This is a genomic window from Metabacillus idriensis (assembly GCF_050483325.1).
In the GTDB taxonomy this organism is placed as follows: domain Bacteria; phylum Bacillota; class Bacilli; order Bacillales; family Bacillaceae; genus Bacillus_P; species Bacillus_P idriensis_A.
Window position 1 is genome coordinate 68,753 of the sequence record NZ_JBCMYF010000032.1, and the last position, 26,536, is coordinate 95,288.

28 protein-coding genes are annotated in these 26,536 nt (G+C 41.1%); 10 read left to right on the plus strand and 18 right to left on the minus strand.

Features of this window, described 5'->3' with window-relative positions; all coding sequences use genetic code 11:
• Positions 1-3: 3 nt before the first annotated feature.
• From ABEQ24_RS18245 to ABEQ24_RS18260, 4 genes are all read right to left on the minus strand, one after another.
• Entirely contained in the window at positions 4-771 is a 768-nt protein-coding gene (locus ABEQ24_RS18245; RefSeq protein WP_430008131.1) for an ABC transporter permease, read from the minus strand.
• The gene (locus ABEQ24_RS18250) at positions 755-1,672 is read right to left on the minus strand and encodes an ABC transporter ATP-binding protein (RefSeq protein WP_430008132.1); all 918 of its coding nucleotides are present in this window, start codon (positions 1,670-1,672) and stop codon (positions 755-757) included. Before ABEQ24_RS18250 ends, ABEQ24_RS18245 begins: the two co-directional genes overlap by 17 nt.
• Positions 1,673-1,786: 114 nt before the next feature.
• Positions 1,787-2,008 (minus strand): DUF3231 family protein, encoded by a 222-nt coding sequence (locus ABEQ24_RS18255; RefSeq protein WP_430008133.1) that lies wholly within the window; start codon positions 2,006-2,008, stop codon positions 1,787-1,789.
• A 303-nt stretch (positions 2,009-2,311) separates the two neighbouring features.
• Complete coding sequence (locus ABEQ24_RS18260) at positions 2,312-2,947, minus strand: lysozyme family protein (protein WP_430008134.1); 636 nt, start codon at positions 2,945-2,947, stop codon at positions 2,312-2,314.
• 238 nt (positions 2,948-3,185) lie between these two features.
• Between ABEQ24_RS18260 and ABEQ24_RS18265 the strand changes: the two genes are divergently transcribed.
• A complete protein-coding gene (locus ABEQ24_RS18265) occupies positions 3,186-3,623 on the plus strand; it encodes a GNAT family N-acetyltransferase (RefSeq protein WP_430008135.1) in 438 nt (145 codons plus the stop codon).
• 136 nt (positions 3,624-3,759) lie between these two features.
• On the opposite strand, the gene ABEQ24_RS18270 is transcribed toward ABEQ24_RS18265, so the two are convergent.
• On the minus strand, positions 3,760-3,909 hold the full coding sequence (locus ABEQ24_RS18270) for a substrate-binding domain-containing protein (RefSeq protein WP_430008136.1): 150 nt from the start codon (positions 3,907-3,909) through the stop codon (positions 3,760-3,762).
• 107 nt (positions 3,910-4,016) lie between these two features.
• Here ABEQ24_RS18270 and ABEQ24_RS18275 point away from each other — a divergent pair, with 107 nt between their 5' ends.
• Complete coding sequence (locus ABEQ24_RS18275; protein ID WP_430008137.1) at positions 4,017-4,685, plus strand: DNA alkylation repair protein; 669 nt, start codon at positions 4,017-4,019, stop codon at positions 4,683-4,685.
• Positions 4,686-5,583: 898 nt separating this feature from the next.
• Here ABEQ24_RS18275 and ABEQ24_RS18280 read toward each other — a convergent pair.
• The 3 genes from ABEQ24_RS18280 to gnd all read right to left on the minus strand — a co-directional run bounded on the left by ABEQ24_RS18280 (position 5,584) and on the right by gnd (position 9,129).
• Positions 5,584-6,390, minus strand: a complete 807-nt coding sequence (locus tag ABEQ24_RS18280; protein ID WP_430008138.1) for a 6-phosphofructokinase — start codon at positions 6,388-6,390, stop codon at positions 5,584-5,586.
• A 209-nt stretch (positions 6,391-6,599) separates the two neighbouring features.
• Positions 6,600-8,132: a gluconokinase gene (gene gntK / locus ABEQ24_RS18285; protein ID WP_430008139.1), complete on the minus strand. Its 1,533-nt coding sequence runs from the start codon at positions 8,130-8,132 to the stop codon at positions 6,600-6,602.
• Between the two features lie 97 nt (positions 8,133-8,229).
• Positions 8,230-9,129, minus strand: coding sequence for a phosphogluconate dehydrogenase (NAD(+)-dependent, decarboxylating) (gnd, locus tag ABEQ24_RS18290; protein WP_430008140.1), 900 nt, complete (start codon positions 9,127-9,129; stop codon positions 8,230-8,232).
• A gap of 237 nt (positions 9,130-9,366) precedes the next feature.
• On the opposite strand from gnd, the gene ABEQ24_RS18295 reads away from it, so the two are divergent.
• Both ABEQ24_RS18295 and ABEQ24_RS18300 read left to right on the plus strand, forming a co-directional pair.
• Positions 9,367-10,212 (plus strand): MurR/RpiR family transcriptional regulator, encoded by an 846-nt coding sequence (locus ABEQ24_RS18295; protein WP_430008141.1) that lies wholly within the window; start codon positions 9,367-9,369, stop codon positions 10,210-10,212.
• 408 nt (positions 10,213-10,620) lie between these two features.
• Positions 10,621-11,970, plus strand: coding sequence for a GntP family permease (locus tag ABEQ24_RS18300; RefSeq protein ID WP_430008142.1), 1,350 nt, complete (start codon positions 10,621-10,623; stop codon positions 11,968-11,970).
• A gap of 39 nt (positions 11,971-12,009) precedes the next feature.
• Here the strand turns inward: ABEQ24_RS18300 and ABEQ24_RS18305 are convergent, their stop codons facing one another.
• Positions 12,010-12,312, minus strand: a complete 303-nt coding sequence (locus ABEQ24_RS18305) for a hypothetical protein (RefSeq protein WP_430008143.1) — start codon at positions 12,310-12,312, stop codon at positions 12,010-12,012.
• Between the two features lie 145 nt (positions 12,313-12,457).
• On the opposite strand from ABEQ24_RS18305, the gene ABEQ24_RS18310 reads away from it, so the two are divergent.
• The 3 genes from ABEQ24_RS18310 to ABEQ24_RS18320 all read left to right on the plus strand — a co-directional run bounded on the left by ABEQ24_RS18310 (position 12,458) and on the right by ABEQ24_RS18320 (position 15,354).
• The gene (locus tag ABEQ24_RS18310) at positions 12,458-12,892 is read left to right on the plus strand and encodes a MarR family winged helix-turn-helix transcriptional regulator (protein ID WP_430008144.1); all 435 of its coding nucleotides are present in this window, start codon (positions 12,458-12,460) and stop codon (positions 12,890-12,892) included.
• A 4-nt stretch (positions 12,893-12,896) separates the two neighbouring features.
• Positions 12,897-14,120 (plus strand): MFS transporter, encoded by a 1,224-nt coding sequence (locus tag ABEQ24_RS18315; RefSeq protein ID WP_430008145.1) that lies wholly within the window; start codon positions 12,897-12,899, stop codon positions 14,118-14,120.
• A gap of 220 nt (positions 14,121-14,340) precedes the next feature.
• A complete protein-coding gene (locus ABEQ24_RS18320; protein ID WP_430008146.1) occupies positions 14,341-15,354 on the plus strand; it encodes a YeiH family protein in 1,014 nt (337 codons plus the stop codon).
• A gap of 33 nt (positions 15,355-15,387) precedes the next feature.
• Here the strand turns inward: ABEQ24_RS18320 and ABEQ24_RS18325 are convergent, their stop codons facing one another.
• Complete coding sequence (locus ABEQ24_RS18325) at positions 15,388-15,867, minus strand: TlpA family protein disulfide reductase (RefSeq protein ID WP_430008147.1); 480 nt, start codon at positions 15,865-15,867, stop codon at positions 15,388-15,390.
• Between the two features lie 109 nt (positions 15,868-15,976).
• Here ABEQ24_RS18325 and ABEQ24_RS18330 point away from each other — a divergent pair, with 109 nt between their 5' ends.
• Positions 15,977-16,300 (plus strand): hypothetical protein, encoded by a 324-nt coding sequence (locus ABEQ24_RS18330; RefSeq protein WP_430008148.1) that lies wholly within the window; start codon positions 15,977-15,979, stop codon positions 16,298-16,300.
• Between the two features lie 36 nt (positions 16,301-16,336).
• On the opposite strand, the gene ABEQ24_RS18335 is transcribed toward ABEQ24_RS18330, so the two are convergent.
• The gene (locus tag ABEQ24_RS18335) at positions 16,337-17,107 is read right to left on the minus strand and encodes an ImmA/IrrE family metallo-endopeptidase (RefSeq protein ID WP_430008149.1); all 771 of its coding nucleotides are present in this window, start codon (positions 17,105-17,107) and stop codon (positions 16,337-16,339) included.
• A 1-nt stretch (position 17,108) separates the two neighbouring features.
• Positions 17,109-17,489, minus strand: coding sequence for a helix-turn-helix domain-containing protein (locus ABEQ24_RS18340; RefSeq protein ID WP_430008150.1), 381 nt, complete (start codon positions 17,487-17,489; stop codon positions 17,109-17,111).
• Between the two features lie 109 nt (positions 17,490-17,598).
• Between ABEQ24_RS18340 and ABEQ24_RS18345 the strand changes: the two genes are divergently transcribed.
• Both ABEQ24_RS18345 and ABEQ24_RS18350 read left to right on the plus strand, forming a co-directional pair.
• Complete coding sequence (locus tag ABEQ24_RS18345; RefSeq protein WP_430008151.1) at positions 17,599-18,801, plus strand: BtrH N-terminal domain-containing protein; 1,203 nt, start codon at positions 17,599-17,601, stop codon at positions 18,799-18,801.
• Entirely contained in the window at positions 18,798-19,238 is a 441-nt protein-coding gene (locus ABEQ24_RS18350) for an SRPBCC family protein (RefSeq protein WP_430008152.1), read from the plus strand. The genes ABEQ24_RS18345 and ABEQ24_RS18350 overlap by 4 nt, the downstream gene beginning before the upstream one ends.
• A gap of 176 nt (positions 19,239-19,414) precedes the next feature.
• Here the strand turns inward: ABEQ24_RS18350 and ABEQ24_RS18355 are convergent, their stop codons facing one another.
• From ABEQ24_RS18355 to ABEQ24_RS18380, 6 genes are all read right to left on the minus strand, one after another.
• A complete protein-coding gene (locus ABEQ24_RS18355) occupies positions 19,415-20,242 on the minus strand; it encodes a carbohydrate ABC transporter permease (RefSeq protein ID WP_430008153.1) in 828 nt (275 codons plus the stop codon).
• 15 nt (positions 20,243-20,257) lie between these two features.
• The gene (locus tag ABEQ24_RS18360; protein WP_430008154.1) at positions 20,258-21,157 is read right to left on the minus strand and encodes a carbohydrate ABC transporter permease; all 900 of its coding nucleotides are present in this window, start codon (positions 21,155-21,157) and stop codon (positions 20,258-20,260) included.
• Positions 21,158-21,300: 143 nt separating this feature from the next.
• A complete protein-coding gene (locus ABEQ24_RS18365) occupies positions 21,301-22,551 on the minus strand; it encodes an ABC transporter substrate-binding protein (protein ID WP_070877049.1) in 1,251 nt (416 codons plus the stop codon).
• Between the two features lie 71 nt (positions 22,552-22,622).
• Positions 22,623-24,737 (minus strand): amylo-alpha-1,6-glucosidase, encoded by a 2,115-nt coding sequence (locus ABEQ24_RS18370; RefSeq protein ID WP_430008155.1) that lies wholly within the window; start codon positions 24,735-24,737, stop codon positions 22,623-22,625.
• Between the two features lie 100 nt (positions 24,738-24,837).
• Positions 24,838-25,857 carry a LacI family DNA-binding transcriptional regulator gene (locus ABEQ24_RS18375; protein WP_430008156.1) on the minus strand — a complete coding sequence of 340 codons (1,020 nt, stop codon included), beginning with the start codon at positions 25,855-25,857 and terminating at the stop codon, positions 24,838-24,840.
• A 358-nt stretch (positions 25,858-26,215) separates the two neighbouring features.
• Positions 26,216-26,527, minus strand: coding sequence for an iron-sulfur cluster biosynthesis family protein (locus ABEQ24_RS18380; protein WP_430008157.1), 312 nt, complete (start codon positions 26,525-26,527; stop codon positions 26,216-26,218).
• Between the last annotated feature and the right edge of the window lie 9 nt (positions 26,528-26,536).

Genomic DNA, 26,536 nt, shown 5'->3' on the forward strand with positions numbered 1-26,536 from the left:
CCTTTAAATCGATACATCCCGCTTCGTAAAAGCTGCCCATGCCGCTGCAAAAAAGAGGCATAAATAAATACACAAAACAGCAATGGAAAATCCCATTGTTGTCCCCTCAAATAACGGTCTGTTCCCTTCAAGATGCTGCTTTAGGCTTGTATTGGCAAACAGGATGTACTTTCCCCACTCCAACTTGTAGTGTGCAAGCAGCTGTACGAAGGTTTTCCCCGAAAACGTGATGAACATTGACAATCCTATAGCAAGAGAGCTGTTCCTGAAAACAGCAGAGATCATAAAAGCAAATGTTGAAATCAAGATCATTTCAATGAATACGGTAAGGTAATTCAGACCGATGCTCTTTATTAACTGCGGCTCCCACGTTTCGCCTGCTGTCCCAAAGAAAATGAGCCCCAATAAAACAGACAGGGCAAAATAGAAGAGTAAAAAGTACAAGCCGAACAAAACAGAAGTCATGTATTTCGAGAGAAGAATTTTCGTGCGGACTGCAGGACGGATGAGCAGAAATTTAATTGTCCCCCAAGTAAATTCATTTGCCACAATAGCCCCTGCGATCACAAGTGCAAAGAAAGGCAGAACAAATAAAAAACCTGTAGTCAGTGATATATATCCCAATATATATTCATGTGTTCCTGCACCGGAAAACATTCGTTTTGATATGACTGCCATTAAGATGCTGACCACAGCAAGTGTAATAAAAAGGGCGCTTGTACTTTTCTGAAAAAGCAGTTTCATATGCTCGATTTTAATTAACTTCATCATGGAACATTTCCTCCGTAAGCTCGATAAAGGAGTCTTCCAATGACTTATAAACAGGCTGGATGGAATAGACATCGATTTTTTCCTGCACGAGCAGTTGATTGATCTTTGGAATCTCATTTTTATTGATTAATAGAGAGAGGCCATTATTGTAAATGACTGCAGAGTATCGGGGCTGTAAAATTTGCATAGCCCGTTTGCCATCTGATAATTCAAACCATACTTTAAGCTGTTCATCCTTCTGCCTGCCAATTTCATTTACTGCAGCGATCTGCCCTCTTCTGATAATGGCAGCTCTTGTACACAGTTCCTCTACTTCTTTAAGAAGATGAGAGGCAATAATAACGGAAACATTTTCTTTTTCACAAAGTTCTCTTAAATAGGTTCTAAGCTCTCTGATGCCGGATGGATCCAGTCCGTTTGTGGGCTCATCGAGTATGAGCAGCTTAGGTTTATGTAAAATGGCCTGTGCAATTCCAAGACGCTGTCTCATCCCAAGCGAGTACGTTTCCACTTTGTCGTGAATTGCATTCTTCATATGAACTAGACTGACAACATCATCAATCCTCTTTTTACTGATGCCCTCGTGCATATGGGCAAAGTGCGAGAGGTTCTGATAACCCGTCATAAAGGGATAGAATTCTGGATTTTCAACAATGGCTCCAGCATATGAAATCGCTTTTTCAAATTCTCTGTGAACCGAATACTGATTGAGTGTGATTTCTCCGGAATCGATCTTAACGAGTCCAAGTATGGACCTGATTAATGTCGTTTTTCCTGAGCCATTTGGACCCAAAAGCCCAAATATTTCTCCTTCAAATACGTCCAGGCAAATTTGATGAAGCAGCTGTTTTTGACCAATTGATTTGTCTACATTTTGAACGCTGAGAATGACCTTCTTCATGCAGCTTCCCTCCTCCTATCAACAGTATATACCGGAAGATAAAGATTCGGAAAGGTGCGGAACGGTGAACGAAAAACTGCCGATGCGAATGACTCAGACAGTTTTAAGGGATATTTATGCATCTTGAGGATGACCAGGAGGCCGAAAATAAGGCGGCACCTTAAGCAAGCTTCTCTCGATCATCAACCTTTTTAAATTGTCACTATATTGAATGACAGCAGTTAAAAAAGATAAAAACATGACGGCCACATCGTTCCGGACAGTCTGAGCGGGAGCTGTTCCGCAAAACGTGATATAGGTTGCAGTTTTCACACTAAGGAAATTGGCAATTTTCATTGTCAGTAAACCGGACTCCGTATGGAACATTGCCTGGATTTGATAACGGCTTCTCTTCTGAAGTAGAAGCCAGCGATATAGAGAACTAAAAAGGGAGCACGCTCCGTCACCTAAATGACATTTGCATACTCCCTGATCTAAACTATATCTCGGCTAGGCTCTTCTCTGTTCCGCTTTTAAGCGTTTATGCTTTTAAGCAATAAAGTAACTTCCTTTATGATAACTCTATCTTCTACTAGCGTCAAGGTCTTTTTTCCATTAGCATATACAAAAAAAAAGAGACACCACGCAGTCTCTTTAAGATTACATTTGATCATTCTTTTGTGCTGATGCTGTTTCAGTCAGAGTATTCACATTTTCCTGCACCTTCGTGCTGTAAGTAAAATCGCCATAGCAGTAAGGATAGCGGAAATTCTCTTTATCTCCGCCGCAATTGTAGAGATCCGGCTGCTTTTTGACCTGAAGCATCGAAAATTCTTTTGCAAGTTCCTCGCTGTGTTTGCCGCCATTTTTCACAATAAAATCAATGTAGCCAATTCCCATATTATAAGCTTGAATGACCGTCAGCTCGTCCACATTTCTTTCTTTTCCATACTGTAAGCTTTTTTGAAAATAATTGACGCCCTGTTCAATGCTTTTAGCCGGATCGTCAATCGTATTCCTCGGAAGCCCCGCAGATTCTGAGGCCTGCATGGGGTCCCCGCCTACTCCTCTGCTTTCCTGCTGCATCAAAGCAAGAACCAGCGGCGTATAGTCTTCAAGCTGATACTCAGCAAGCTCCTGTTTAATCAGCGGCTCATACTTCTTTACATTTTCAAATGTGTCACTTGGATAGAAGACCTGCTGCTTATTTTCTGATGAATAAAAAATGGTCAGCGCAAAAAACGCAAGAAACAAAACCAGAATAAAGCCTATACTATTTTTAAGGAATTTTATCATTTTTCATACTCCGTTCCCTTTTCCCCTTGTATCTATCATTATAAGGATTCTGGCAATCTCATCAATAGCGGGCTTGCTGCCTGCTTCTAATCATTCTAAGAATAAGGTAGAATAGGAGGGAAGGATACGGCCTGAAGTCTTTCCATCCATAAGACCAGAGTCTGATATGAAACTTTTTTGACCTTGCCTTCGTCTTAACTCTATGAAACTTCTTGTACATCAAAGTGAGGGATACTGCATGTTTGAAATAAAACAAATTGAAGCAGAACATACATACGCCTTAAGGCAGAAAGTGCTCATGCCTGACCATTCTATTGATGAATGCGGGTATACACGTGATAAAAAAGAAGAAACGCTCCACATTGGTGCTTTCAAGGCAGAAACATTGATTGGAACAGCATCTTTTTTTAAGGAAACACATGAAAAAGTGAAACAAAAAAACGTCTACCGTCTCCGGGGGCTTGCAATCGATCCTCTGCACCGCAACCAGCTCAGGGGGCAAACACTTCTATTATTCGCTGAAAATAAACTGACTCAGCTGGATGCATCCATGCTTTGGTGCACAACAAGCGTGAAAAATGTTGAGTATTATCAGCACTTGGGATTCAGAGAAACGGATCACCGATTTCATTTGCCTTCAAAAGGGTTAAACGTTTTGATGATAAAACCATTGTAGAACCGCATAACGGGTTCCGGTTTGGAGGAGAAAATTTCAATTTGACGTGAAAAATGGAATTGAATGTGAATGTAAAGCGGCACACCATTTTGTAGTTTAAATGGTGTGTTTTTTCATAAGGCAGGATATCGGACAACTATGATAAAATGGAAATATCAGTTATCCCATTAAATAGAAGGTCATACTGTTCTGTCATTAAAGGAACAAAATCAATTCCACCTGTTTTTGCTGCTTTTTCAATGCCCACACCTACATCAGCTATTCCACTCGAGACAGCGGAAGCCACATTGGAGGCAAACCACTGCCAATAAGACTTATAACGATATTAAGTTCTTGATATATCCCGTCAAGGACATATTATGAAACAGTGCTTTAATAAAGGAGTTGTATAAAATGGATGAAAAAAAAGATACAGAAATAAAACGCTCTTCAAAAGCAGAAAACATTCTACATCAAATCAATAGTAAAACTAAGCTAGGCGACTTACGAAAATTTGCGAAGGACATTAAAAAAGATCACGAACTAGCTATGGAACTTTGGTCAACCGGAGAGTTTTTGCCCAGACTATTAGCAATCTTAATTATGGACAAAAAACTTCTTTCACAAGATGTGCTAAGTAAGCTTGATAAGGATATGCAGACTCACACTTTTGAGGAGCGAAATAACTTAATGGATTGGTTAATGGCTAATCAGCTCACCAAAGACAAGAAGAACATTGCATTGATGGAGTCATGGGGAAATAGTCCTTCTGCACTTCAAAGGAGAGCTTTCTGGTATTATCAAGGGCGATTGAGATGGACTGGACAAACACCGCCTGATAACACAGCAGACTTGCTATCTGCATTAGAAGCTAATATTAGGCAGGAAGAACCGGAAGTTCAATGGGCTATGAATTTCACCGCAGGCTGGATAGGCGTTTATAATGAAAAGTATCGAGCACGTTGTATTAAACTTGGTGAGAAAACGGGTCTTTACAAAGATGAAATGGTATCAAAAGGATGTACTCCCAATTATTTGCCGGAGTTCATTACGATTGAAGTTAACAAACGACATAATAATTAGTTACCTCTGAAAAATTTATTAGGGTTTATGCAAAAAATAAAGGAATTCAAAGCCTCAATATGAAAATGGTAATAGGCTAGGACCGAAAAATAAAGAAAACAACGCTTTAGGGCAGCTAGTTAGTGAAATATGCAAGGAAGATGTAAAGATTAACCCACTATCTCTTTTTGATCTGTATGGCGCTTATCTTTAAAAAGATAAGTGTTTTTTTATGGAAAAAAGATTGAGTTAATCACCTGTTTTTGAAATAATTGGTATTAAGCAATCGGGCAGGATTGTGGAATAAGTACGCGTGGATAAAAGTAAGAAAGTGAGATATGGAGTAGGAGAAAGTATGAAGATGAGAAAAAGCAGATACAGGAGATTTATTAGAGGTATATTCAGGGAAATTAGTAGTGAATTATTAGTTGAATTAATATGGAATATCTTAACTTTCATTCCGAGAATGATGCTCCGATTAATAAAAAGCATTTTTAACCACTATTAAACATTTGGTAGCGATTGTTGAATAAACATCTTTATTATTTTTGGCTCGGAGTACAAACTCTGAGCCCTTTCTGTTTTTCAAAGCTGTGCTTCGGGATGAATCTGCAAGGCAATAACAATAGCAATTTGCAGCCCATTTTGCAAAGTGTACATAAAGTTATTCCACCTCTACAAAACACCTGGCATTTTCACTGCTAACTATGTCAAAAAACAACTTTAAACCCCATTATAACAACAAAAAAACGGGTACAAATTGCTGTGCAATTTAGTACCCGTTTTCTATTGATTTTTGATGTTTTCTTCCTCAAAACGGAACCCGCTTAGGCGGTTTTTTTGTTTGCTGTGGAGCCTGATATTCAGCTGTTTTTACTGTCAAAAAAGCCTGCAGCATCAACCGCTTGCAGGCTTCTCTTTATTTCACTTCTTTATTTTCGATTGTCAGCTGTCTTGTCTCATCTTTGCTTTTCAGCCATTCATATACAGACTGAGACAGGTTTTTTTCAATAATCCGGTCAGCGGCAGTCGGACGTGAGCTCATGCACTGTGATTCATCAAAGATAAGCTCTTTAAAATCAAGGTCCATCTGCTGCTGCAGGAATGCCCCCAGCTGCTCCGGGCGGATGGACTCGTTAATAATCAAGAAAGAGTAAGTCACTCCTTTTTGATCTTTTTTCTTGAGATAATCTGCAGCGTGCATCCACACAGATTCTCCTCCAGTAACGACAAGACCATCAACGGCTGATGCCGCATCACCCATTAAATCAGACAGTTCCTCTCCCGGGAGCTGAACACAGCACACTCTCTGCTTCATATATAAAAGAGAGCTGATAGTATCTTTCACCTTAAGGACATTTGTTACAACTTCATTCAAAGCAGTATCATATCCCAGTGAACTGTCAGATAAAATAGAGATTGGGAGAAAAAGCAGCTTCACTTGTGCCAAAGACAATAAGTCGTAAGCCTTCTTGCTTCCGCCGAATACGATGACAGCGTCATATGTTTCGATGACTTTGAGAAAACTTTCCTTGTTCTCAATGATTGTTTTTTCAGATACTGAGCGAACCCAGCTTTCTAGTGATTCAGCCCTTAGTTCTGATAAAACAGTGTGCCATTCAAGTCGTTCTATTACGCTGTTTGTTTCAGAAGCATACTGTGTAATAGCCTTGGTGATAGACTTCGTTTCATTTATAGTATCGATGCCGAGAACTCCGATGCGCATGCTATCCCTCTTTCTTTTCTATAAGCTCATTTCGTAAAACTTATTTCTGAAAGGAGTATGTGAAAAATCGAATGTTGGATTTTTCACATTCCTTACGTCCACTTAAACAGCTCTGTAACCTCCCTTTTAGGAAAAGAGCATAACCGTGAACTTCCTTCGCGTGAAATAACGATACACAAAGCAGCAATTAAAACGAGCTCATCCTTTTTTTATATATGCTTTTGCTGATAAGCCGCTATGCTTGCGTACTCCTCTTTCAGAAGGCGTGAAAGACGAATATAGATTGGTGTTAATTCTTTATAAACCTCAACATGTTTTTGGTTCGGCTTATGATGGTGGGTACCGCCAACCATATCTGATACTACATCAAGAGAATCAACATGTCCAAGTCCATATAAACCAAGAAGCGCAGCACCTAAGCATGAGCTCTCAAAGCTTTCAGGAACAGAAACCTCCTGATCAAAAATATCCGCCATCATTTGGCGCCATAATTCTGAACGGGCGAATCCGCCTGTAGCCTGAATACTTTTCGGCTCGCCGATCAGCTCTTCAAGGGCAAGCAGCACAGTATATAAGTTAAAAATAACGCCTTCTAATACAGAACGTATCATATGTTCTTTTTTATGGTGAAGGGAAAGCCCAAAGAAGGAACCTCTCGCGTTTGCATCCCAAAGAGGAGCTCGTTCGCCGGCAAGATAAGGATGAAAGAGCAAACCGTCAGATCCCGGCTTTACAAGTGATGCGATCTCAGTCAGCACTTCGTACGGATCTTTGCCTAAACGCTTGGCTGTTTCCATTTCAGATGACCCTAATTGATCGCGTACCCATCTGAAAATCATTCCCCCATTATTAACCGGACCGCCGATGACCCATTTATCATCAGTCAGAGCATAGCAAAAGATCCGTCCTTTTGGATCTGTCACAGGTTTGTCCGTAACTGTCCGAATAGCCCCGCTTGTACCGATTGTAACTGCAACAACTCCAGGCTGAATCGCATTCACGCCAAGGTTTGACAAGACTCCATCACTTGCTCCGACCACAAACGGAACTTCTGCAGGAATTCCCATTTCTGCAGCATAAACAGCATCCAGTCCCGTTAATGAAAATGTAGTATTTACGGGTTCTGAAAGATGTTCAGGCGTTATTCCTGCTACTTCAAGGGCTTCTTTATCCCAGTCCAGGGACTCCAGGTTAAACAGCCCTGTTGCTGAAGCAATTGAATAATCGATAACAAAACGCTTAAACAGCTTATGGAAAACGTACTCTTTAATGGAAATAAATTTAAACGTTTTCATAAATAAGTCTGTTTGTTCATTTCGGATCCACGTAATTTTAGACAGCGGGGACATTGGGTGAATAGGTGTGCCCGTGCGTAAATAAATCTCATGTCCATTCCTATCATTTGCAATTGATTCTGCCCATTTGGCACTGCGGTTATCTGCCCATGTCATGCAATTTGAGAGCGGTGTTCCATCCCGGTCAACAGCGATGACACTGTGCATCGCAGAGCTGAAAGACACGCACAGCAAATCCGCCGGATCCACTTTGCTGCTTACTTCCTTGATTGTTTTAATGACAGCTTGAAAGATCTCATGCGGGTTTTGTTCTGCTGTTTCAGGATTAGGCGAGTACAGCGGATACTCCACTCCAAATGTTGAAACGATTGTTCCGTCTGTTTTAAATAAAACGGATTTAGTGCTTGTTGTTCCTATATCGACCCCGATTACATATTTCTGACTCATGGTGACTCCTCCTTACAATGCCCAAATCATTATTAGAAATGAAAAAGAAGATGCTTGTTACTAAGCCTCTTCCCGAATCATTTCAATGCTTAAACGTTTAGTCTTTATTTACGACAGCATGTCCGCCAAACTCATTGCGAAGCGCTGCAACTACTTTTCCTGAGAATGTATCTTCATCAAGCGAGCGGTATCTCATCATTAAGGATAAAGCGATAATCGGCGTTGCAGTCTGAAGATCAAGTGCTTCCTCAACTGTCCATTTTCCTTCACCTGATGAATGCATAACTCCCTTAATGCCATCAAGTCTTGAGTCTTTAGAGAAGGCATTTTGAGAAAGCTCCATTAACCATGATCTAATAACAGAACCGTTGTTCCATACTCTTGCTACCTGCTCATAATCAAAGTCAAATTGGCTTTTCTCAAGAACTTCAAAGCCTTCTGCAATTGACTGCATCATGCCGTATTCGATACCGTTATGAACCATTTTCAAGTAGTGGCCGCTTCCCATAGCTCCTGCATATAGATAGCCATTTTCAACACAAATATCTTTAAACAGAGGTTCGATTGACGCAAACACTTCTTTTTCTCCGCCGATCATCGTGCAGGCACCATTTCTTGCGCCTTCCATTCCCCCGCTTGTTCCTACATCAAAGAAGTGGATGCCAAGTTCCTTCAATTCGTTTCCGCGGCGAATGGATTCCTTGTAGTTGGAGTTTCCGCCGTCAATGACGATATCGCCAGGAGCAAGAAGATCTTTTAATTCTGAAAGCACATTTTCTGTAATAACGCCTGCAGGCACCATCATCCATACCGTTCTTGGAGATGGAAGTTTAGAAACTAGATCTTCAATCGAAGATGAACCAGCCGCACCCATATTAGCGATTTTATTTACAGCATCTGCATCGATGTCAAATGCGACAACCTCATGTTTATGATCTATTAAATTAAGTGAAAGATTATAGCCCATTTTCCCTAAACCGATTAAACCTACTTGCATGTTGTAAAACTCCTTTATATCTTGTTTTTGTCCTATTACCATTATACGAAAATTTTTTTCTTGTGCAATCGTTTTCAAGAAATTTTTTTTCATATTCTTTTTATGCTATACTTTTTTAAAGTATTGAATTGCAAAGAAAATTCCGTATTCATGTCTAGCTGCAGCGCCTGACTCCCAGGTCAGAACGGATTAAGGCGCTTCCGCTTTTCTTAGTAAATGTAAGCGAGGTCATACTCTATGGGGCAAAATTGTTTAGGAAGTATTCGTTCTCATTATGCAAGGTTAAGTGAAAAAGAAAAAAAGATTGCTGATTATATTTTGGAGAACCCGAAAGAAATTATTCATAGCACGATCAATGAAGTGGCAGATAATCTTGGTGTTGCAGAAGCAACTGTTTTCCGTTTTTGTAAGCGCATAGATTTTAAAGGCTATCAGGCGATGAAAATTGCGCTTGCTTCTGAAATTATGAGCCCGATTCAGCAGATTTATGAAGAAATTAATGATAATGACAATGAAAAGGCTGTTGCTGAAAAAGTTTTTCACTCCAATATCCGTACACTTGAAAACACCCTTCAAATCTTGGATTTTACCTCCATTCAAAAGGCTGCAGGCATCCTTTCAAATGCAAACCGCGTTAATTTCTACGGGACGGGAGGATCAGCCATTATCGCGATGGATGCATACCATAAGTTTATTCGGACTGGAATTTCAGCCTATGCGTTTATTGACTCACACTTTCAGCTGATGTCGGCTTCACAGCTGACTGACCGCGATGTTGCCGTCGTGATTTCTCACTCAGGAACGAATAAGGATACCATCAAGGTGATGAATACAGCTAGAAAAAATGGGGCAAAAACCATTGGCATTACTGGATTTCCAAAATCTCCAATCGGTCAAAATGCGGATGTCTCTCTATATACTAGCTCAGAAGAAACCGAGTATCGGTCAGAGGCGCTCGCTTCAAGAATTGGCCAGCTCAGTCTAATTGATGCTCTGTATGTAAACATGATGATTTCAAATAAAGATGACGCAAAAAAATCATTGGAAAAAGTCAGGGATGCCATCTCGGAAACACGTGTATAAGAAAAGCGGAAGCGCCCGTTTAGCTCAGGCATGACAGATAAGGATGTGCTAGTAAAGGTGCTTTTTGCCTTTACTAGCACATCCGTTCTGGCCGAGGAGTTGGGCGATGGAGCTAGACATCGAAGCGCAAAATTTTATATTTTCTTATGTCTTTAGAAAAGCGGAAGCGCCCGTTTAGCTCAGGCATGACAGAACTGTTCTGGCGGAGGAGCCGGGTGATGGAGCTACGCATATAAAAAAATAATTATTCCACTCTAAAGAGAGAACCTCCTTGGTTCTCTCTTTTTTTGGCTCTTCAAAATAAAATATTTTTTCATAAATCTATTGATTTTAAAAAAATTTTTTCATATAATCAGAGTCACTAGTTGAAAGTGCTTTCAAATTTTCAAACAAGAAAGGATTTTATCCATGTTATTACTTATTGTCTTTGCAGCAATCGTTGCTCTTCTTCTGCTCATAACTGTGGCAAAGCTGAATCCTTTTGTCGCTTTAATTGTAACCGCTATCGGTGTTGGTCTTGCGACTGGAATGCCGCTTATTTCTGCAAATCCCGAGGTGCCTGGCATTATTGACTCGATCAAAGCAGGTATGGGAAATACGTTAGGATTTCTTGCAATCGTTCTTGCACTTGGTACAATGCTTGGCAAAATGATGGCAGAATCAGGCGGTGCCGAGCGCATTGCCAACACTTTGATTGCAAAATTCGGAGAAAAAAATGTTCACTGGGCGATGATGTTTGTTGCTTTCATCGTTGGCATACCTGTATTCTTCCAGGTTGGTTTCGTTCTTTTGATTCCGCTTGTATTCACAATTGCACGCCGAACTGGAGTTTCCCTCGTCAGTCTTGGAGTTCCGCTTGTAGCCGGTTTATCGGTTGTGCATGGTTTAGTGCCGCCGCATCCAGCCGCAATGGCAGCTGTCGGAATCTTCAAAGCTGATGTAGGCATGACCATTCTTTATTCGATTATTGTCGGTCTTCCGACTGCTATTTTAGCAGGTCCTGTTTATGGTAAATGGATCGGAAAACGCATCCACAAAACCGTTCCAAAAGAAATTGGCGACCAGCTGACAGAACAAAAAGATGAAAAAGAGCTTCCAGGCTTTTTTAATACCGTTATTACAGTATTAATTCCTGTTTTCTTAATGCTTTCTGCTTCGATCGCCGAACTGTTTTTATCAAAAGAAAGCACAGCATTTGAAGTATTCCGATTCCTTGGAGATCCTGTTGTTGCTCTATTAATCGCAACCGTTTACTCATTCTTCAGTCTCGGTTTCTTCCGCGGCATGAACCGTGATAAAATTCTGAAACTGACGAACGACTGCCTGGCTCCTACTGCTACAATTCTATTAGTAATCGGTGCAGGAGGCGCGTTCAATAAAGTTCTTCTCGATTCAGGCATTGGCGATTACATCGCACAGCTTGCACAAGAATCAAACGTTTCACCTATTCTTCTTGCATGGGGAATTGCTGCAATGATTCGTGTTGCAACAGGTTCTGCCACTGTGTCTATGATGACAGCAGCCGGCATCGTTGCTCCAATTGCAGCTGTCGTGCCAGGTGTAAACCTTGAGCTGCTGGTTTTAGCAACAGGTGCAGGCTCCCTCATTCTGTCTCACGTGAATGATTCAGGTTTCTGGATGATTAAAGAGTATTTTGGAATGACAGTTAAAGAAACGCTTCAAACATGGACAGTGCTTGAAACGATCATTTCAGTTGCGGCACTTGTATTTATCTTATTGCTAAGTATGTTTGTATAAAGATGAAAAATCCTCAGGCGATTGCCCCTGAGGATTTTTTTATGGTTTGATTTTAATTAATTGAAACACAGTCTTATTAATAATCTGTTTCCCGCGAAAAAAACTGACAGAATAAACAGCAGCTGCAATAATTATAGAGATAAGCAAATAGATTACCCAGTACATTTGTGTCCCTGCATGATAGATGCTCAGTGCAAATGCACCCATGAACCATATGAAAATATGCAGAAGATGCTGAAGTTTGTATCGCTTTCGCTCCGCTATGGCCTCAATAAAAAAGACCGTATAGACGGCAGCAAGAAGCGCATAAATAAAAGAAACTACTACAAGCATAACAAACATGCATCATCACGCTCCTTTAAAAGCTCCTTTATTTTCTCACAATTGATGTCTGCTTTAAAGAAATATATCCAATAGTTACCCAGGTAACTTATTTATGAATGTATGTTATAATTACCTAGGTAACTAATTTCCGAGGAGAAATGAAATGTCAGACATAAATCAAAATATCTTCCACTCCATCCAGCAGCTTTCAAGGCAGCTTACAAAACGCCTGAATGAGGTCCTGCAGCCTCATGGACTTTTCAGTGCTCAATGGACTGTTTTATTCACATTAAAAAAATATGGAACACTGACACAGACAGAGCTGTGCGACTATCTCTCAATTGAAGCTCCGCCTATGACCCGAACGATTCAGAGGCTTGTGAAGCAAGGATATGTTCTGCAAATTCCAGGTTCAGATAAACGGACAAAGCATATTAAGCTTACAGATAAAGCAATAAATGAGTATGCTCTATGGGAAAAATCCGTTTTAGAAATGGAGAATGATTTACTAAATGGAATTCCTGATGATATGCAAGCTCCTCTCCGGACATACATCCAGCAATGGCTTCAGCACATAAGAAAGACAGAACGGGGATGAAAGAATGAAAGAACAAAAACTATGGACGAAAGATTTTCTCTCTATTTCATTAAGCAGCTTTTTTCTATTTTTAACATTTTATTATTTGCTTGTCACACTTCCGATTTATTCTCTTCATGACTTAAACGGCAAGCCAGCTCAAGCAGGCCTGATTGTGACCATTTTTCTGCTTGCAGCGATTGTCATCCGCCCTTTTGCGGGCAAGTGGATTGAGCGCTATGGAAAAAGGATTGTGCTGATATCCTCTCTTTCTATCTTTGCTATAGGATCTCTTCTCTACTATTTAACAAATACAATGAACGGATTGTTTCTTCTCCGCTTTTTTCACGGGATTGGATTCGGCATGGCTACAACAGCTGCAGGAGCGATTGTTGCAGATATTATTCCTGAAACCCGCCGCGGGGAAGGAATGGGCTACTATGCGATGTCAATGAACCTTGCCATGGTTATCGGTCCATTTCTGGGACTTACCGCAATGGAAGAATGGGGAACAGCAGTGATGTTTTGCATCTGTATCTTTACTGCCTTTTTCTCTCTGTTCTCAGGTCTGATCATTAAGCTGCCAAAGACTGTAAAAGCAGGCAGCAAAGTGATTCCTTCAGCCGGCAATAAAGGGATGAAAGGATTATTCGAACCAACAGCGATTTCGATTGCCCTTGTTGCAGGATTATTTGCCCTTGTCTATGCTTCTATTCTTTCATTTGTTTCGGTTTATGCAAAAGAAATAGGCTTAATTGAGGCAGCAAGCTACTTCTTTGTCGTATATGCCATCGTAATGCTGATTGCAAGACCATTCACAGGAAAATGGTTTGATCAATACGGGGCAAACGTCATTATTTATCCTGCGATTGTTTGTTTTGCTGCCGGCATGGTGCTTTTAAGTATGGCGGATACATCGTTTACCTTTTTACTGTCTGCAGCTCTTATCGGCTTAGGCTGGGGTACACTGTTTCCAAGTTTTCAAACGATTGCTATACAGTCTGCTGAACCGAAAAAACGAGGACTTGCAACAGCAACGTTCCTCTCCATTTTTGATATCGGAATCGGAATTGGCTCCTTCCTTGTAGGTGTCATCACGACTAAAATTGCTTTTAGTTCTCTGTATTTCTTCAGTTCATTTTTTATCCTCGGATGTCTTGCCGTGTATTATTTTCTGCATGGCAAAACCGCAGCTTTTGCTCAAGATGAGAATTCAGAACCGGAAACTAAACTAAGAGCAAATGGATAATTGGAAGCCATCACTTCAAATAGGAGTGATGGTTTTTCTTTTAGCTCTTTTGTATTCTTTGTTGCTGTTAAACCAACTATTTAAAACTTGAGTGGATTGGAGCGGAAAGGAACGGGTATCATTTAAAATCCTAATAATAACGATAATTAATATTTATTTTACTAATAATAAATTCGCTGATAAAGTAAAAGGAGAACGAATTGCTTAGGAAGTGTACATCATGATAAAAAATCAAACAAAGGAAAAACAGCAGCGGTTTCCATTTATACAGGGAATTTTGCTGACATTAATATTTGCAGCTGCAGCTTCTTATCTATCAAGCTTCTCCTTATTTTCTGTTATCGGACCGCTTATTATCGCCATGATGATTGGAATCATGTGGAGAACTTTTGCCGGTATTAGTGAACCAGTGCTTGCAGGAGCAGTATTTTCAAGTAAAAAGCTATTGCGCTTTGGCATTATCTTGCTCGGAATGAGACTGAATTTGTCAGATCTCTATCATGCAGGATTCAATGTATTTATCCTGTCCCTGATTGTCATCCTCTTTACCATACCTCTTGTATATGCACTATCCCGATTACTCAAAGTGGATAAGAAAATCAGTATTCTCACCGCCTGCGGAACAGCGATTTGCGGTGCCGCTGCAGTTGCAGCCATCGCCCCAATAGTAAAAGCGAATGACGAAGAGACTGCTGTGAGTGCAGGAACCATTGCTATTTTAGGCACGGCCTTTACCTTTCTTTACACCTTTATCTATTCATTTATTAATCTAACACCCTATGGGTTCGGTGCTTTTTCGGGAGGAACGCTTCATGAAGTTGCACATGTCATAGCTGCGGCATCGATCGGAGGAACCGAAGCAGAGGATATGGCCATAATCGTAAAATTAACCCGTGTCGCCCTGCTTGTACCCGCTGCTTTAATAGTCGGAATCCTATTTAGAGAAAAAAAGACAGATGGGACTCCCTCATCCTTGCCAATCCCATGGTTTATTCTTGGATTCCTTTTCATGAGCGGATTGAATACAGCCGGGATTGCATCAGAGGAAACGGCTGCTTTTATTGTCTTCTTATCCTACCTATTAATTGGCATGGCCATGGCCGGACTTGGATTGAACGTCAACTTAAAGTCTTTTAAAAAGCTTGGCGCTAAGCCGCTGATTGCCGGTTTGACAGGGTCGCTGGTGCTGTCTGCAGCGGGGTATGGGTTAGTATTGTTATTGGGGTTGAATTAAACAAATAAAGCCGGTCATTGCCTGACCGGCTCTTTATTTACCTATCAACTCTCTTACCCTCTTCTCAAGCAATTCTGCCCCGCCATACCCAGTCAGCACACTCACTATTTCTCCATTCCTGTCTATAAAAAAAGTAGTAGGCACTGCTGCCACTCTGTACAGGGAAGAAGCTTCCCCTGTTCGATCAAGCAATACTGGAAATGAAAATCCATGGTCTTTAGCGAACATATACGCTCCTTCCGCGGAATCCTGATTCGTCATGTTCACTGCATAAATCATCACCTGACCGTTATATTTCTCTGCAAGAGTCACTAAGTCAGGTGCCTCCATTTTGCACGGACCGCACCAGGATGCCCAGAAGTTCAGGACAATGGGCTGATTGTAGGGCGGTTTTAATTCGTGTTCTTTCTGGTTGATATCCGTCAGCTTAAGTTCAGGTGCTATTGCTGCAGCAGATTGTCCCAGCGGGATCCAAAAGCAGAAAAGAACAACTAGCAGAATCATTTGCCTCATAAAGATCACCTTCCTTTTTTATCCTTATCTTTCTCCTTGAAGAATGGACATATTCCTGTAAGACGAGCGTACATATGAAGTAAGAAGTTTTTGAAAGGAGCGGCTGGTGTTGCTGTCTAAAACAAGTTCAAAAATCTTCACCCTCTTTTTTCTCGTCCTCCTGATTGGAACGATGGCCTATTTAGATTCATTTCAGGCACGAAACACGGAAACCGGCACTTTTCCTATGGCTGCTGATGAAGAAGCAGAGACTTCAGCAAAGGAGCAGCTGCTTTTTACAGTGTTTGAGGATAAGAAAATTGCATCCGAAGTAAAAGATGGATATAGAGTGGAAACGTATCAGGAGTTTGAAGTTCTTAAAGATGCAGATGGAAAAACAGTTGAAGTGAAGCCGACAGAAAACTACAGTTATTTAAAGTATAAAGAAGAATAAATAACAAAAAGCTGATCTGTATGAAGATCAGCTTTATCATTTCGAAAGCATAATATATCCTTTGTTATACAGCTTTCCATTCTTCTGAAATTTTGAAGGATAGGTTTCCACAAGATATTCTCCCTGCACATGGCCAATCCCTACTTGCATTGTTTCCTCAAATGGCGCATTTTGATAAAACGAATCCGCCAGCTGCCGTTCTTTTCCGATTGAAAGTCCTTTAGGCACAAAAATGTCCCAATCTTCCAGTGGAATCACACCTGAGATCGCCAAATCCCGGCGGCCGGCAGCATGAAAATCTGTCACCATCAAAATAGTCCGCTTTTGATTTGCGGCACAGCCTGCAAATTTGACCGCAACGGCTTCTAATGAAGCATGAAAGAACTTAGTGAGCGGCTTAAAGGAGGACAATTTCTCCCCATGCTGATTCATCTGCCGCTTAAATTCATCTGTTGGAAGCAAGAGCTCAGACGCCACTTCATCACAAAGCCTCTCCATTTCATTTTGCTCACTTTCCTTTTTTCTGTACTGAATATGATCAAACTCATCCATCAGCGTATGAGCAATTTCATGGGCAATCGTAAAATTCTGCCTCCTCGGCGGATCAAAAATATTAACGTATGCAGCCAATTTCCCATCCTGAATAAGGAGCTTGCCGGATTGATCGTCCTCCATATATTTTTCCCGAACCGTAATCCCAGCCAGCGAAGCAAGCATTTTCATATTGACTGGAAATGATCCGCCAAAACTAAAATAATCGTCCATTAACTGTCGTGCCCTAAACAGTGCTTTTTCTCTGGAATTCATTCTATTCGCTCTCAATTGAGGTTTTTATGGCCAGGAAGATTTTCTCCCATTCATCTTCAGCAGTTGGCTGTTTCCCTCTATATTTAATGTTTGCAAGCATCTGAATCTGTTCTTCGTAAAGCCCGTTCTTCTCTGCAAAAGCAAGTAGACTTGCAGGTACATCCGCCTGACGGTTGAGAATAACCTCTTTTCCCATCAGCTGCCCCATTGTTACATCAAGCGCGATGGCGAGCTGATATAGCTTTTCAGCGGAAATTTGTTTGTTTGGCGTATTCTCAATTTGTGAAAGATAAGGTTTAGAGACTCCCGATTCACTCGAGAGTTTTGCTAAAGTCCAGCCTTTTTTTACCCTGAACTCTTTAACATACTTTCCAATATTCAACGAAACTCCTCCTCTTGCTCTTAATATAATAAATTTTGTTTGCAATAGCAAACTCATGTTGATATAGTAAAAGAAAGTTTGCAATAGCAAACACTCTGGAGGTACAAATATGGGATTTCATTCAGATACAAGCGCTCTATTCAATCTGCTGAAGCAACACTCGAAAAAGCCTTTACCGGATTTTCTGACAGAGGAAATGCTGCTTGGAATTGGCGGTGGTGCCGGATACGGATACTTTACTTTCTTTTATGAAAAAGAAGATTTTTCGAGCTTCTATTTAGGAACCAGGGCGTTATGGGAAAGCAGTGAACTGTTTATTTCCGGCGCATTAAAAGCGTTAGGTTTTCAGCCTGCTGTACAGCAGACAAAAGACCGCAAAGCTGCTTTTGAAAAATTAGATAAGCAGGTTTCAGGCGGAAATCCAGTCATAGTTGCAATAAACGAAGATGTTTTCCGCAAAAAAAGCATCTCTCCAAACGGTTACCAAATCTACGGTCTGGTCACAGATATCAACAAAGAGACAGGAATCGTTAAAATCGCTCTTCAAAAGAACATACCTATTGAAATTTCCATTGAAGATCTTATCCTTGGGCGCGATCATCTGGCAACAAGGAAAATCATTAATCAATCGATTTTCTTGAAAGAACCTGCTGATCAAGACCTTTCATTAAAGAATATTATAGCTGCTGCAAGAACAGGCATCGAAACAGGGATAAATAGCGCAAATAACCCGAGAATGAGCAACTTCGGCATTACCGCTTTGGACAGATGGAAGACAAGCCTGACAACTTCAAACAAGCAAAGCTTTGATAAAATCTTTTACAATACAAGCCATCTCGTCAACGCCCTTTACTATACGTATTATTGGATTGTGGAAAATACGGATGGCTATGCACTCCGCCGCTCCTATTCTGCATTTTTGAATACGGTTGGCGGGATTATTGATGAACCTCTGTTACTTGAGGCCGGCGGGCTATATGAAAAAGCAGGATTGATATGGAGACAAATTGCCGAGGACTCCTTAAGCAGTGAATACAATGAATTCCGCTTATTGAAAGAAAAATTTCAGGAGCTGAATACGTACTATCATAGTGAAGACTTCAGGCTGAAAGAATATAAACAAATAAACACGGACCTGTTTGAGCTGAAAGCAGAAGCAAGCGAGCAGCTGCAGTTTACTGAGACTGACCGCAAGGAACTGTTTACACACCTGGCCGGATTGATCAGCCAGATTCAAACACTTGAAAAGGAAGCTCTTATTAAACTAGAAGAAGCTCTTCCTTCAAAGAAATGGGAGGAATATCTATCTTGAAGCATACAGTCGTTATTCAAGCACCAACGGGCTTCGTCTTTGAACAATTATCCACTCCATCCGCACGCGAAACGTGGACAAAGGAAATTGAAAGCATTCGATATGAACATCCTTCAGAAGAAAAAACAGAGGGTGCAGCCTTTATTCAAACTCAAAAAGAAGGTGCGATGAGAACTTCTTTTCATGGAAAAAACGCTGCAGTGATTGAACCGGAAACTTATTCATATTCCTTAGAAAGCAAATCTTTTAAAATGGTGATTTCTTATCACCTTGAAGATAGGCAGGGAGACACAGCTGTTACTCAATCTTATGAGATCATTTATTTGTCGGCTTTTGCAAAAATGATGGGAAAACTGTCAAGCAAGCTGACGGAAAAGCTTGCTCACTCCCTTTTACAGCAGTTAAAAAAGCATTGTGAAACTATTATTAGAAGCTAATGAGCAAGTTATGACCATAAGAAAAAAATCCGAACTAAAACGAAATTCAAGTTGGAATTTCACATAATAGTTCGAATTTTTCTTTGGCTGAAAACTTTTTGTCCCAGCCTCAAATTACATTGCACTTAACTATTTTGCAGCTCTGAAAAACGGCTGCACCTGAACCAGCTTCCTTATTATTTTCCGCCTGTAAATGAAATTCCCTTAATGAAATAGCGGTTAAAGAATGCATAAATCAAAAGAACCGGCAGCGTAAACACCATGGATGCTGCCATTATATAGTTCCAGTAGCTGACGAACTGACCTTTAAAAGTATTCAGTCCAAGCGGGAGTGTAAACATTTCAATATCTGTCATTACAATCAGCGGTCTCATGAAATCATTCCAGAAGCCCATAAATACGAAGATTGCCTGTGCCGCAAGAGCCGGTCTTGCAAGCGGAAGCACAATTTTAAAGAACGTTCCAAGTCTGCTGAGGCCATCCATTTCAGCTGCTTCTTCCAATTCTTTCGGAAAGTTGATAAAAAACTGCCGCATCATGAAAATGAACGTTGCATTAATCATGGCCGGTACGATCATGCCCTGATACGAATTCAGCCAGCCCAGCTCTTTTAAAATCAGGTAGTTTGGGATCATCGTGACTTGAGCCGGAATCATCAGCACGGCAAGAATGGTAATGAACAGCGCCTTTTTACCGGGAAAGCTGAGTCTTGCAAGAGCATACCCGGCCATTGAATTAAACAAGAGATTTAATACCGTTCCAATGACGGCGATTAACACACTGTTAAACATCCATCTAGGGAAAAGCTCCTGCTCTATGAAAATCTGCTTATAGTTATCTAAGGTAAAGTTTTTCGGAATAAAGCTAAGTGTGCCGCTGACTATTTCCTGCAGCGTTTTAAACGAAGAGGAAAGAGCCCATAAAAACGGCACTAGTGTCGTAACAGCATAGAGTACCAGAATCGCATATACAATCGCTTTTCCAATTCCAAATTTCTTTTTCATCTTTCCATCCTCCTTTTAGTAGAGTGACTCTTCTTTTGAAAATTTCCGCTGCAGCAATGTCGCCACAAGAATCACAATCGCAAGCAGCAGAACTAGAGCCGCCGCGTATCCCATCGTTCCGAGATTTTTAAACGCATACTGATAAACTAAAAGAACAACGGTTAAGGTTGAATTATCCGGTCCCCCTGATCCTGCCGAGAAAATGTAGGACTGATCAAAAAGCTGGAATGTTCCGATTAAGCCCATGATCGCGACGAATGATGTGACCGGGCGCAAGTGCGGTACCGTAATTTTCAAGAATTTCTGTAAGGTATTAGCCCCGTCAAGCTCCGCTGCTTCATAAAGTGAGTCGGGAATATCCTGCAGAGCTGCCAAATAAATAACCATGAAAAATGGTGCTGTGGACCATATATTCATAATCATAATCGCGTTCAGTGCGATATTCGGGTCTCCTAGGAAGTTATAGGTCGGCAAACCGAGTGTATCTAATACATTGTTGATTAATCCATTCTTATTGTACATCCACATAAAAATCAAAGTTAATACAGCAGACGATGTCAGGGTAGGCAGAAAGTACACAATTCTAAAGAATGTTTGACCCTTCATTCCTGCATTTAATGTTGCCGCAAGGATCAGCGCGAGAATCGTCTGACAGGGAACAACAATTACTACATATTTAAATGTATTCCATAAAGCAATCTGCGCCCTTGTGTCATCAAGGATTCTCGTGAAATTTTCAAATGCTACGAAATCATAGCTTGCCGTTCCGAGCAGCTGCACTTTATGAAACGAAAGAAAGACAATATAAAAAATGGGACCGATGATAAATAATAGTAAGACAAACAATGAAGGCGACATGAAAAAGTAGCCTTGTCCAGCCTCTCTTAATGTTCGTTTGGAAAATTGATTTTTCATTTTGTTATCCACGCCCCCCACTTTAAGTAAATCCTGCACAAACTCTTTCTGAGGAAGTAAAAAGGACTTCGTCAGAAAGAACCAGTGCAGATTTTAAAGAAGAAAAGGGAAACAAGCATTTCCCTTTTCTCAGCCTCTTTTTCTTATTTTGAGTCGATTTCGCTGTTTGCCTGTTTTTCCGCTTCTTTTAATGCTTCTTCAAGCGGGCGGTCGCCAAGGAATGCACTCATGAATTGGTTGTTGAAGTTGTTCACGATAATAGGCAGGTTTGAGCCTTCTGACCATACAGTTGCATAAGAAGCGCCTGCTACAAGCGGTCCGCGCAGCTCGTCTTTGTCATAGCCAAGCTTTTCTGCAACGGATTTACGTGTAGGCAAAGCATAGCCTTTGCTGGTCCATGTCTCCATGCCTTCTTTTCCCGTCAGGTATGAAAGCAGCTCCCATGACGCTTCTTTCTTTTCAGAAGCAGCATTCATGACATAAGCAACACTGTAAGCCATCGTTGATTTTTCACCATTGATCGCCGGCAGCTCAGCTGTTCCGTACTCTACATCAGGGAATGTATCCGCTAAAAACGGGATTGCCCAGTTGCCTTCAATGACCATAGCCGCTTTTTGCTGGCCGAAAATCTCTCCGCCCCAAGTTGCACCTACTTCTTTTGCTTCAACCGCTGATTTATCGACATTGTGCATATCGATAACCGGTTTTAATGCTTCTACCACTTCGTCAGAGGCAAAATTTGCTTTATCCTCTTTTACCACATCGCCGCCAAGTGATTCAGCCACCCAGTATTGGCGTGCAAGCTCAGGCGCAACGCCAAATCCGTATTGCCCGTCTTTCGTTAGTTTTTTGGATGCCTCGCGAAACTCTTCCCACGTTTTAGGAACCTCTACGCCAGCATCAGCAAGCATTTTTTTGTTGTAAAAAAGCGCTAAAGTCGAATAGTCTTTTGGGAAACCGTACGTTTTATCCTCAGATATAAATGCTTCCAATAATGGCTTTTCAAAGTCTTCAACGTCAAAATCCTCTGTAACATACTCATCTAAAGGTTCAATAACGCCCGTTTCAATCAGACCAGGAGCTTCAAATGCGTCCAAATAAAAAACGTCCGGTCCTTCTCCGCCGATCAAGCGTGTTTTAATAACATCCATATACTGTTCTGTAATAACCTCAAGCTTGACATCAATTTTAGGATGCTTCGCTTCAAAATCTTCAATCGTTTGCTTTAACAGCTTTTCCTCAGTCGGATTTCCGCCCCATCCAGCAAGCGTCACTTCCACTTTTTCTCCGTCTGCGCCCTCTTTGGATGTTTCATCAGAACTGCATCCTGCCAAAGCTCCTGTAAATAACATAGAAGCAACTCCGAACCCCGCTAACCATTTTCTTGATTTCATTGCCGTTTCCCCTTCCATTGCTTTTTATGATCTAAAGGAAGCTGCCTTCCAAAAGATTGAAGTAAACCTGCTTATTTTTGGACAAGTGTTCCAGATGATTTTAAAGAATATCCTGTTGTGTTCTTTAGAACTTCCAATGTAAAGGTCTCTCCGCTGCGAGTGACTGCGATTGATAAGTGCCCTTCTCCGATTGAGATATTTTGAACATCCAGCGAATTCATGCCATCCAATAATACCGGCGATAAGGTGATTTCCTTCTTTAAGCTGTCTGGAAATAACCCCAGCATCGACTGGATAAAGACAAGCGGTGTACCTGCTGCCCATGCTTGAGGTGAACAGGCCACAGGGTATTTCACAGCTTTGCCGCCCAAGCTGTCGTATCCGCAGAAAAGTTCCGGCAGACGGTCATATTCGAAATGAGCTGCAGCATCAATTAGCCCGTTCATTACTTTGCCTGCTTCTTGCTGATACCCCGTCTTGCTCATCCCCAGAAGAGAGATGCTGTTATCATGCGGCCAGATGCTTCCATCGTGATAGCTCATCGGGTTGTAGCCTGCTTCGCCTTCAGCCATCGTCCGGATTCCGTATCCAGAAAACATCTTAGGGGAGACAAGCATCTCAGTTACAGCTTTTGCCCGATCTTCATTCAGCATTCCCGAAAATAAAACGTGACCTGGATTTGAGGTAATCGTTCCGACCTGTTCTTTCTTTTCATCAAGTGCGATGGCATAGAACTGAACATCCTCCATCCAGAATTCCTCATCAAATCTTTCCTTGAGCGAGTTCGCCTGTCTGCGAAGCTGCTCTGCACGTTCTGTTTGATTGATGTTTTCAAAGATATCAGCGAGTCCCATTTTGGCCTGATAAACATATCCTTGCACCTCTGCAAGTGCTATAGGCGTTTTTGCGTATTCTCCATTTCTGTGAACGACAGAATCGCCTGAATCCTTCCAGCCTTGATTCGCAATGCCTTTGCTTGATTCCTGATGGTATTCCACAAAAAGATCTTTGTCACGGTCTCCATATTCATCGATCCACATTAAAGCGTTCTCAATTGTCTTCTCAAGACTCAAAGCAAATTCCGTGTCACCTGTCCACTTCACATACTCTGATAAAAGAATCAAAAACAGCGGTGTGGCATCAACCGTTCCGTAATAAGGAGTAAACGGGATTTGACCTGTAGCAGCGAGTTCTCCGAAACGAATTTCATGCATGATTTTACCCGGCTGCTCATCTCTCCATGGATCCAAATTCTGACCTTGATAATGCGCCATCGTTAGCAGTGTTCCTTTTGCAATGTCAGGTTGAAATGGAAGGATCTGCAAAGCTGCAATTAAGCTGTCACGTCCAAATGGAACGCCAAACCAAGGCAGCCCGGCAACTGGAAATGGTCCAAATCCTACATCTGTCAGCAAAACCCTCATATCATTCAATCCGCGGTCCACAAGACGCTGAAGCGGGGCAAAATCGGTTTTGATGCTTGCTGCTTTTTCATTCCACACCTGATACGATTCTTCAAGCTTGCGCATTGCCTCATCTTTTTGTGCAGCAGTGTTTGGTTTTTCTTCCCCGATTTGCGGACGAATCGCAAGTGTGACTTTGTCTGTCTCAGAATGAGCTAATTCAAATTCAAAATCGATTTTTCCTTTTTCATCAACTTTTTTTGCTGCTTTATCCCACGTAATCAATGTGCTGCGATTCACATTGTCCGCTCCTGCATAGTGAAAGGAAAGGGTATTTCCTTCAGCCGATTGGCCAGTTCTGCTGCCAAGATCTCCATTTTGAAATCCGCGGACAACAAACATATCCAGAAAATCAGCATCAGCATGGATGCTGATTTCAAATTTAACAGGCTTTGGAAAATAGTTTTTCACTTTAATCTCTTCATATAGAACATCATCATAAATGAATCGTGACCGTTCGATCTCTACAGATTCCCTCCATAAAATCAGTTCTCCGTCATCTTCCATATGGGGATTTGTTAAGAGAATATTAGCTTTATAGTTTTGATCTGCGTCAGATGAAAGCAAAATAGGATCTTCCCCATTAATCTTCAAATCGAGTTTACTTAAAAAACGTGTGTCTTTTGTATAAAGCCCTAAACCGTAAGGATGGTTTTCAGGGATATTCCCATTTGTATCTGTCAGCAAAAATAAGTCATTTTCTTTTATCACACGGTAGTCCATCTTTGTCCTCCTTGATATTCCGAAACGTTTCGGATTTACAGAAAAAAATATAGGTGATTATTTCTGCTTCCGAAACGTTTCGGATTTTATGTGCAACCACTTATGATCTGTGGTTTTTTTTGGTTGAATCTCTAATGATCAAGTCCGTTTTAAGGGTTATGACATTTGATCCGCTTTTTCCTTCAAGCATATCAATCAGAGAATTTGCGGCCTGGTAGCCAAGTTCAAATTTATTCTGGGCAATTGTCGTTAGTGCGGGATTTGAGTAGGCAGCAAGCAGAATGTTGTCATAGCCGATAACAGACAGGCCTTCTGGAACATCTTTTCCTGATGCTTTCGCACTTTTCATGGCGCCAAGTGCCATTAAATCACTTGCACAAAAAACGGCTGTTATTTCAGGGTGTTCTAAGAGAAGCCTTTCAGTAACCAATTCCGCTTTCTCCTCAGAAAAATCACCGCTGACGATCCAGTCTTCTTTCCCTTCAAGCTTTGCTTCCTTTAGTGCATCTAAATAGCCTTTTAGCCTTTGTTTACTGACATATGCCTGATCATGGCCATTAATCAAAGCGATTTTTGTATGTCCCAGGCTGATTAAATGTTCAACAGCCCGCTTTGCTCCGAGCACATTATCTGTCGTCACATAGCCAACACTGTTTGATGCAATGGGGATATCAATGAGCATACAGGGAATATCACTCTCAACAACCTCTTTTAAATATGGATCATCGATTTTCATTCCTTGAAGGATGGCTCCATCTACCCGCCGTTCCCTGCAAAGCTGGGAATAGGTTTTCTCCCGCTGTTTTGTTGTCGTTGTACTGAAAAGCACCAGATCGTAATCCCGCTCAGAAATGCATTCATTAACCCCTGACAGGACTTCAAAGGTGAAATTATCCTTCGAACTGACGCGGTCCATGCCTGAAACGAGCATACCGATGGTTTTTGATTTCTTCATGACCAATCCCCGGGCAAGCGTATTAGGACTGTAGTTTAATTCTTTAGCGATTCTGGAAATTTTTTGTCTCGTCTTTTCATTCACATCCGAATAGCCGTTCAATGCTCTTGAAACAGTCGTAATGGATACTCCTGCGGCCTTCGCAATGTCCTTAATTGTCGTCAAAATACTTTCCTCCAAAACGTTTCGGATCCCTTTGATTGAATGATACTTCATCTTGATAACGTTTGCAATATCTTTTTTCTGAACAATTTGTCTTTTATAAAGTCTGTTTTCGCATAAATTGTTGTATTTGATTATTAATGCTGGCCGTTTCTTTCTGCTTCAGGAACTTGCTTTCCGCGGGGAGGGTGGGAGCCTTCTCGCGCCTGCGGGGTCTCCCATTTCCCTCTATTTTCCCGCATGAGTCAAGTTTATCCGCTGCAATCCACTTAAGAATTTAACATATAGTCTAAAAGCAGCAATATTCACTAAATGAGCCATTAATAAAAAGAACAAAAAGAAGGAAGCTCTCTTCCTTCTTTTAAACGTACCGCAGTCCTATTCTATTATTAAAAGTCTGATTCTTATTTTTAAAGACAAAAAAATGGTTCGAGTAATCAATCGTCAGCTCATGATCATAAGCATCTTCAAAGTCATCATCAACGATAAAATCCAGCTTTTCTGATGTAATCACTTTTTCATACGGTTCAGTTTCTCTTTTATTAATGACCTTTATTTCATACAGCGTATTCACAATATCACAGCTGCCCCGGTCAAAAGATAGCTGGATCAGCTTATCATCAGGTATTTCACTTAACTTGCTTTTAGCTTGTTCCGTAATCGTTATATTCATATAACGAAC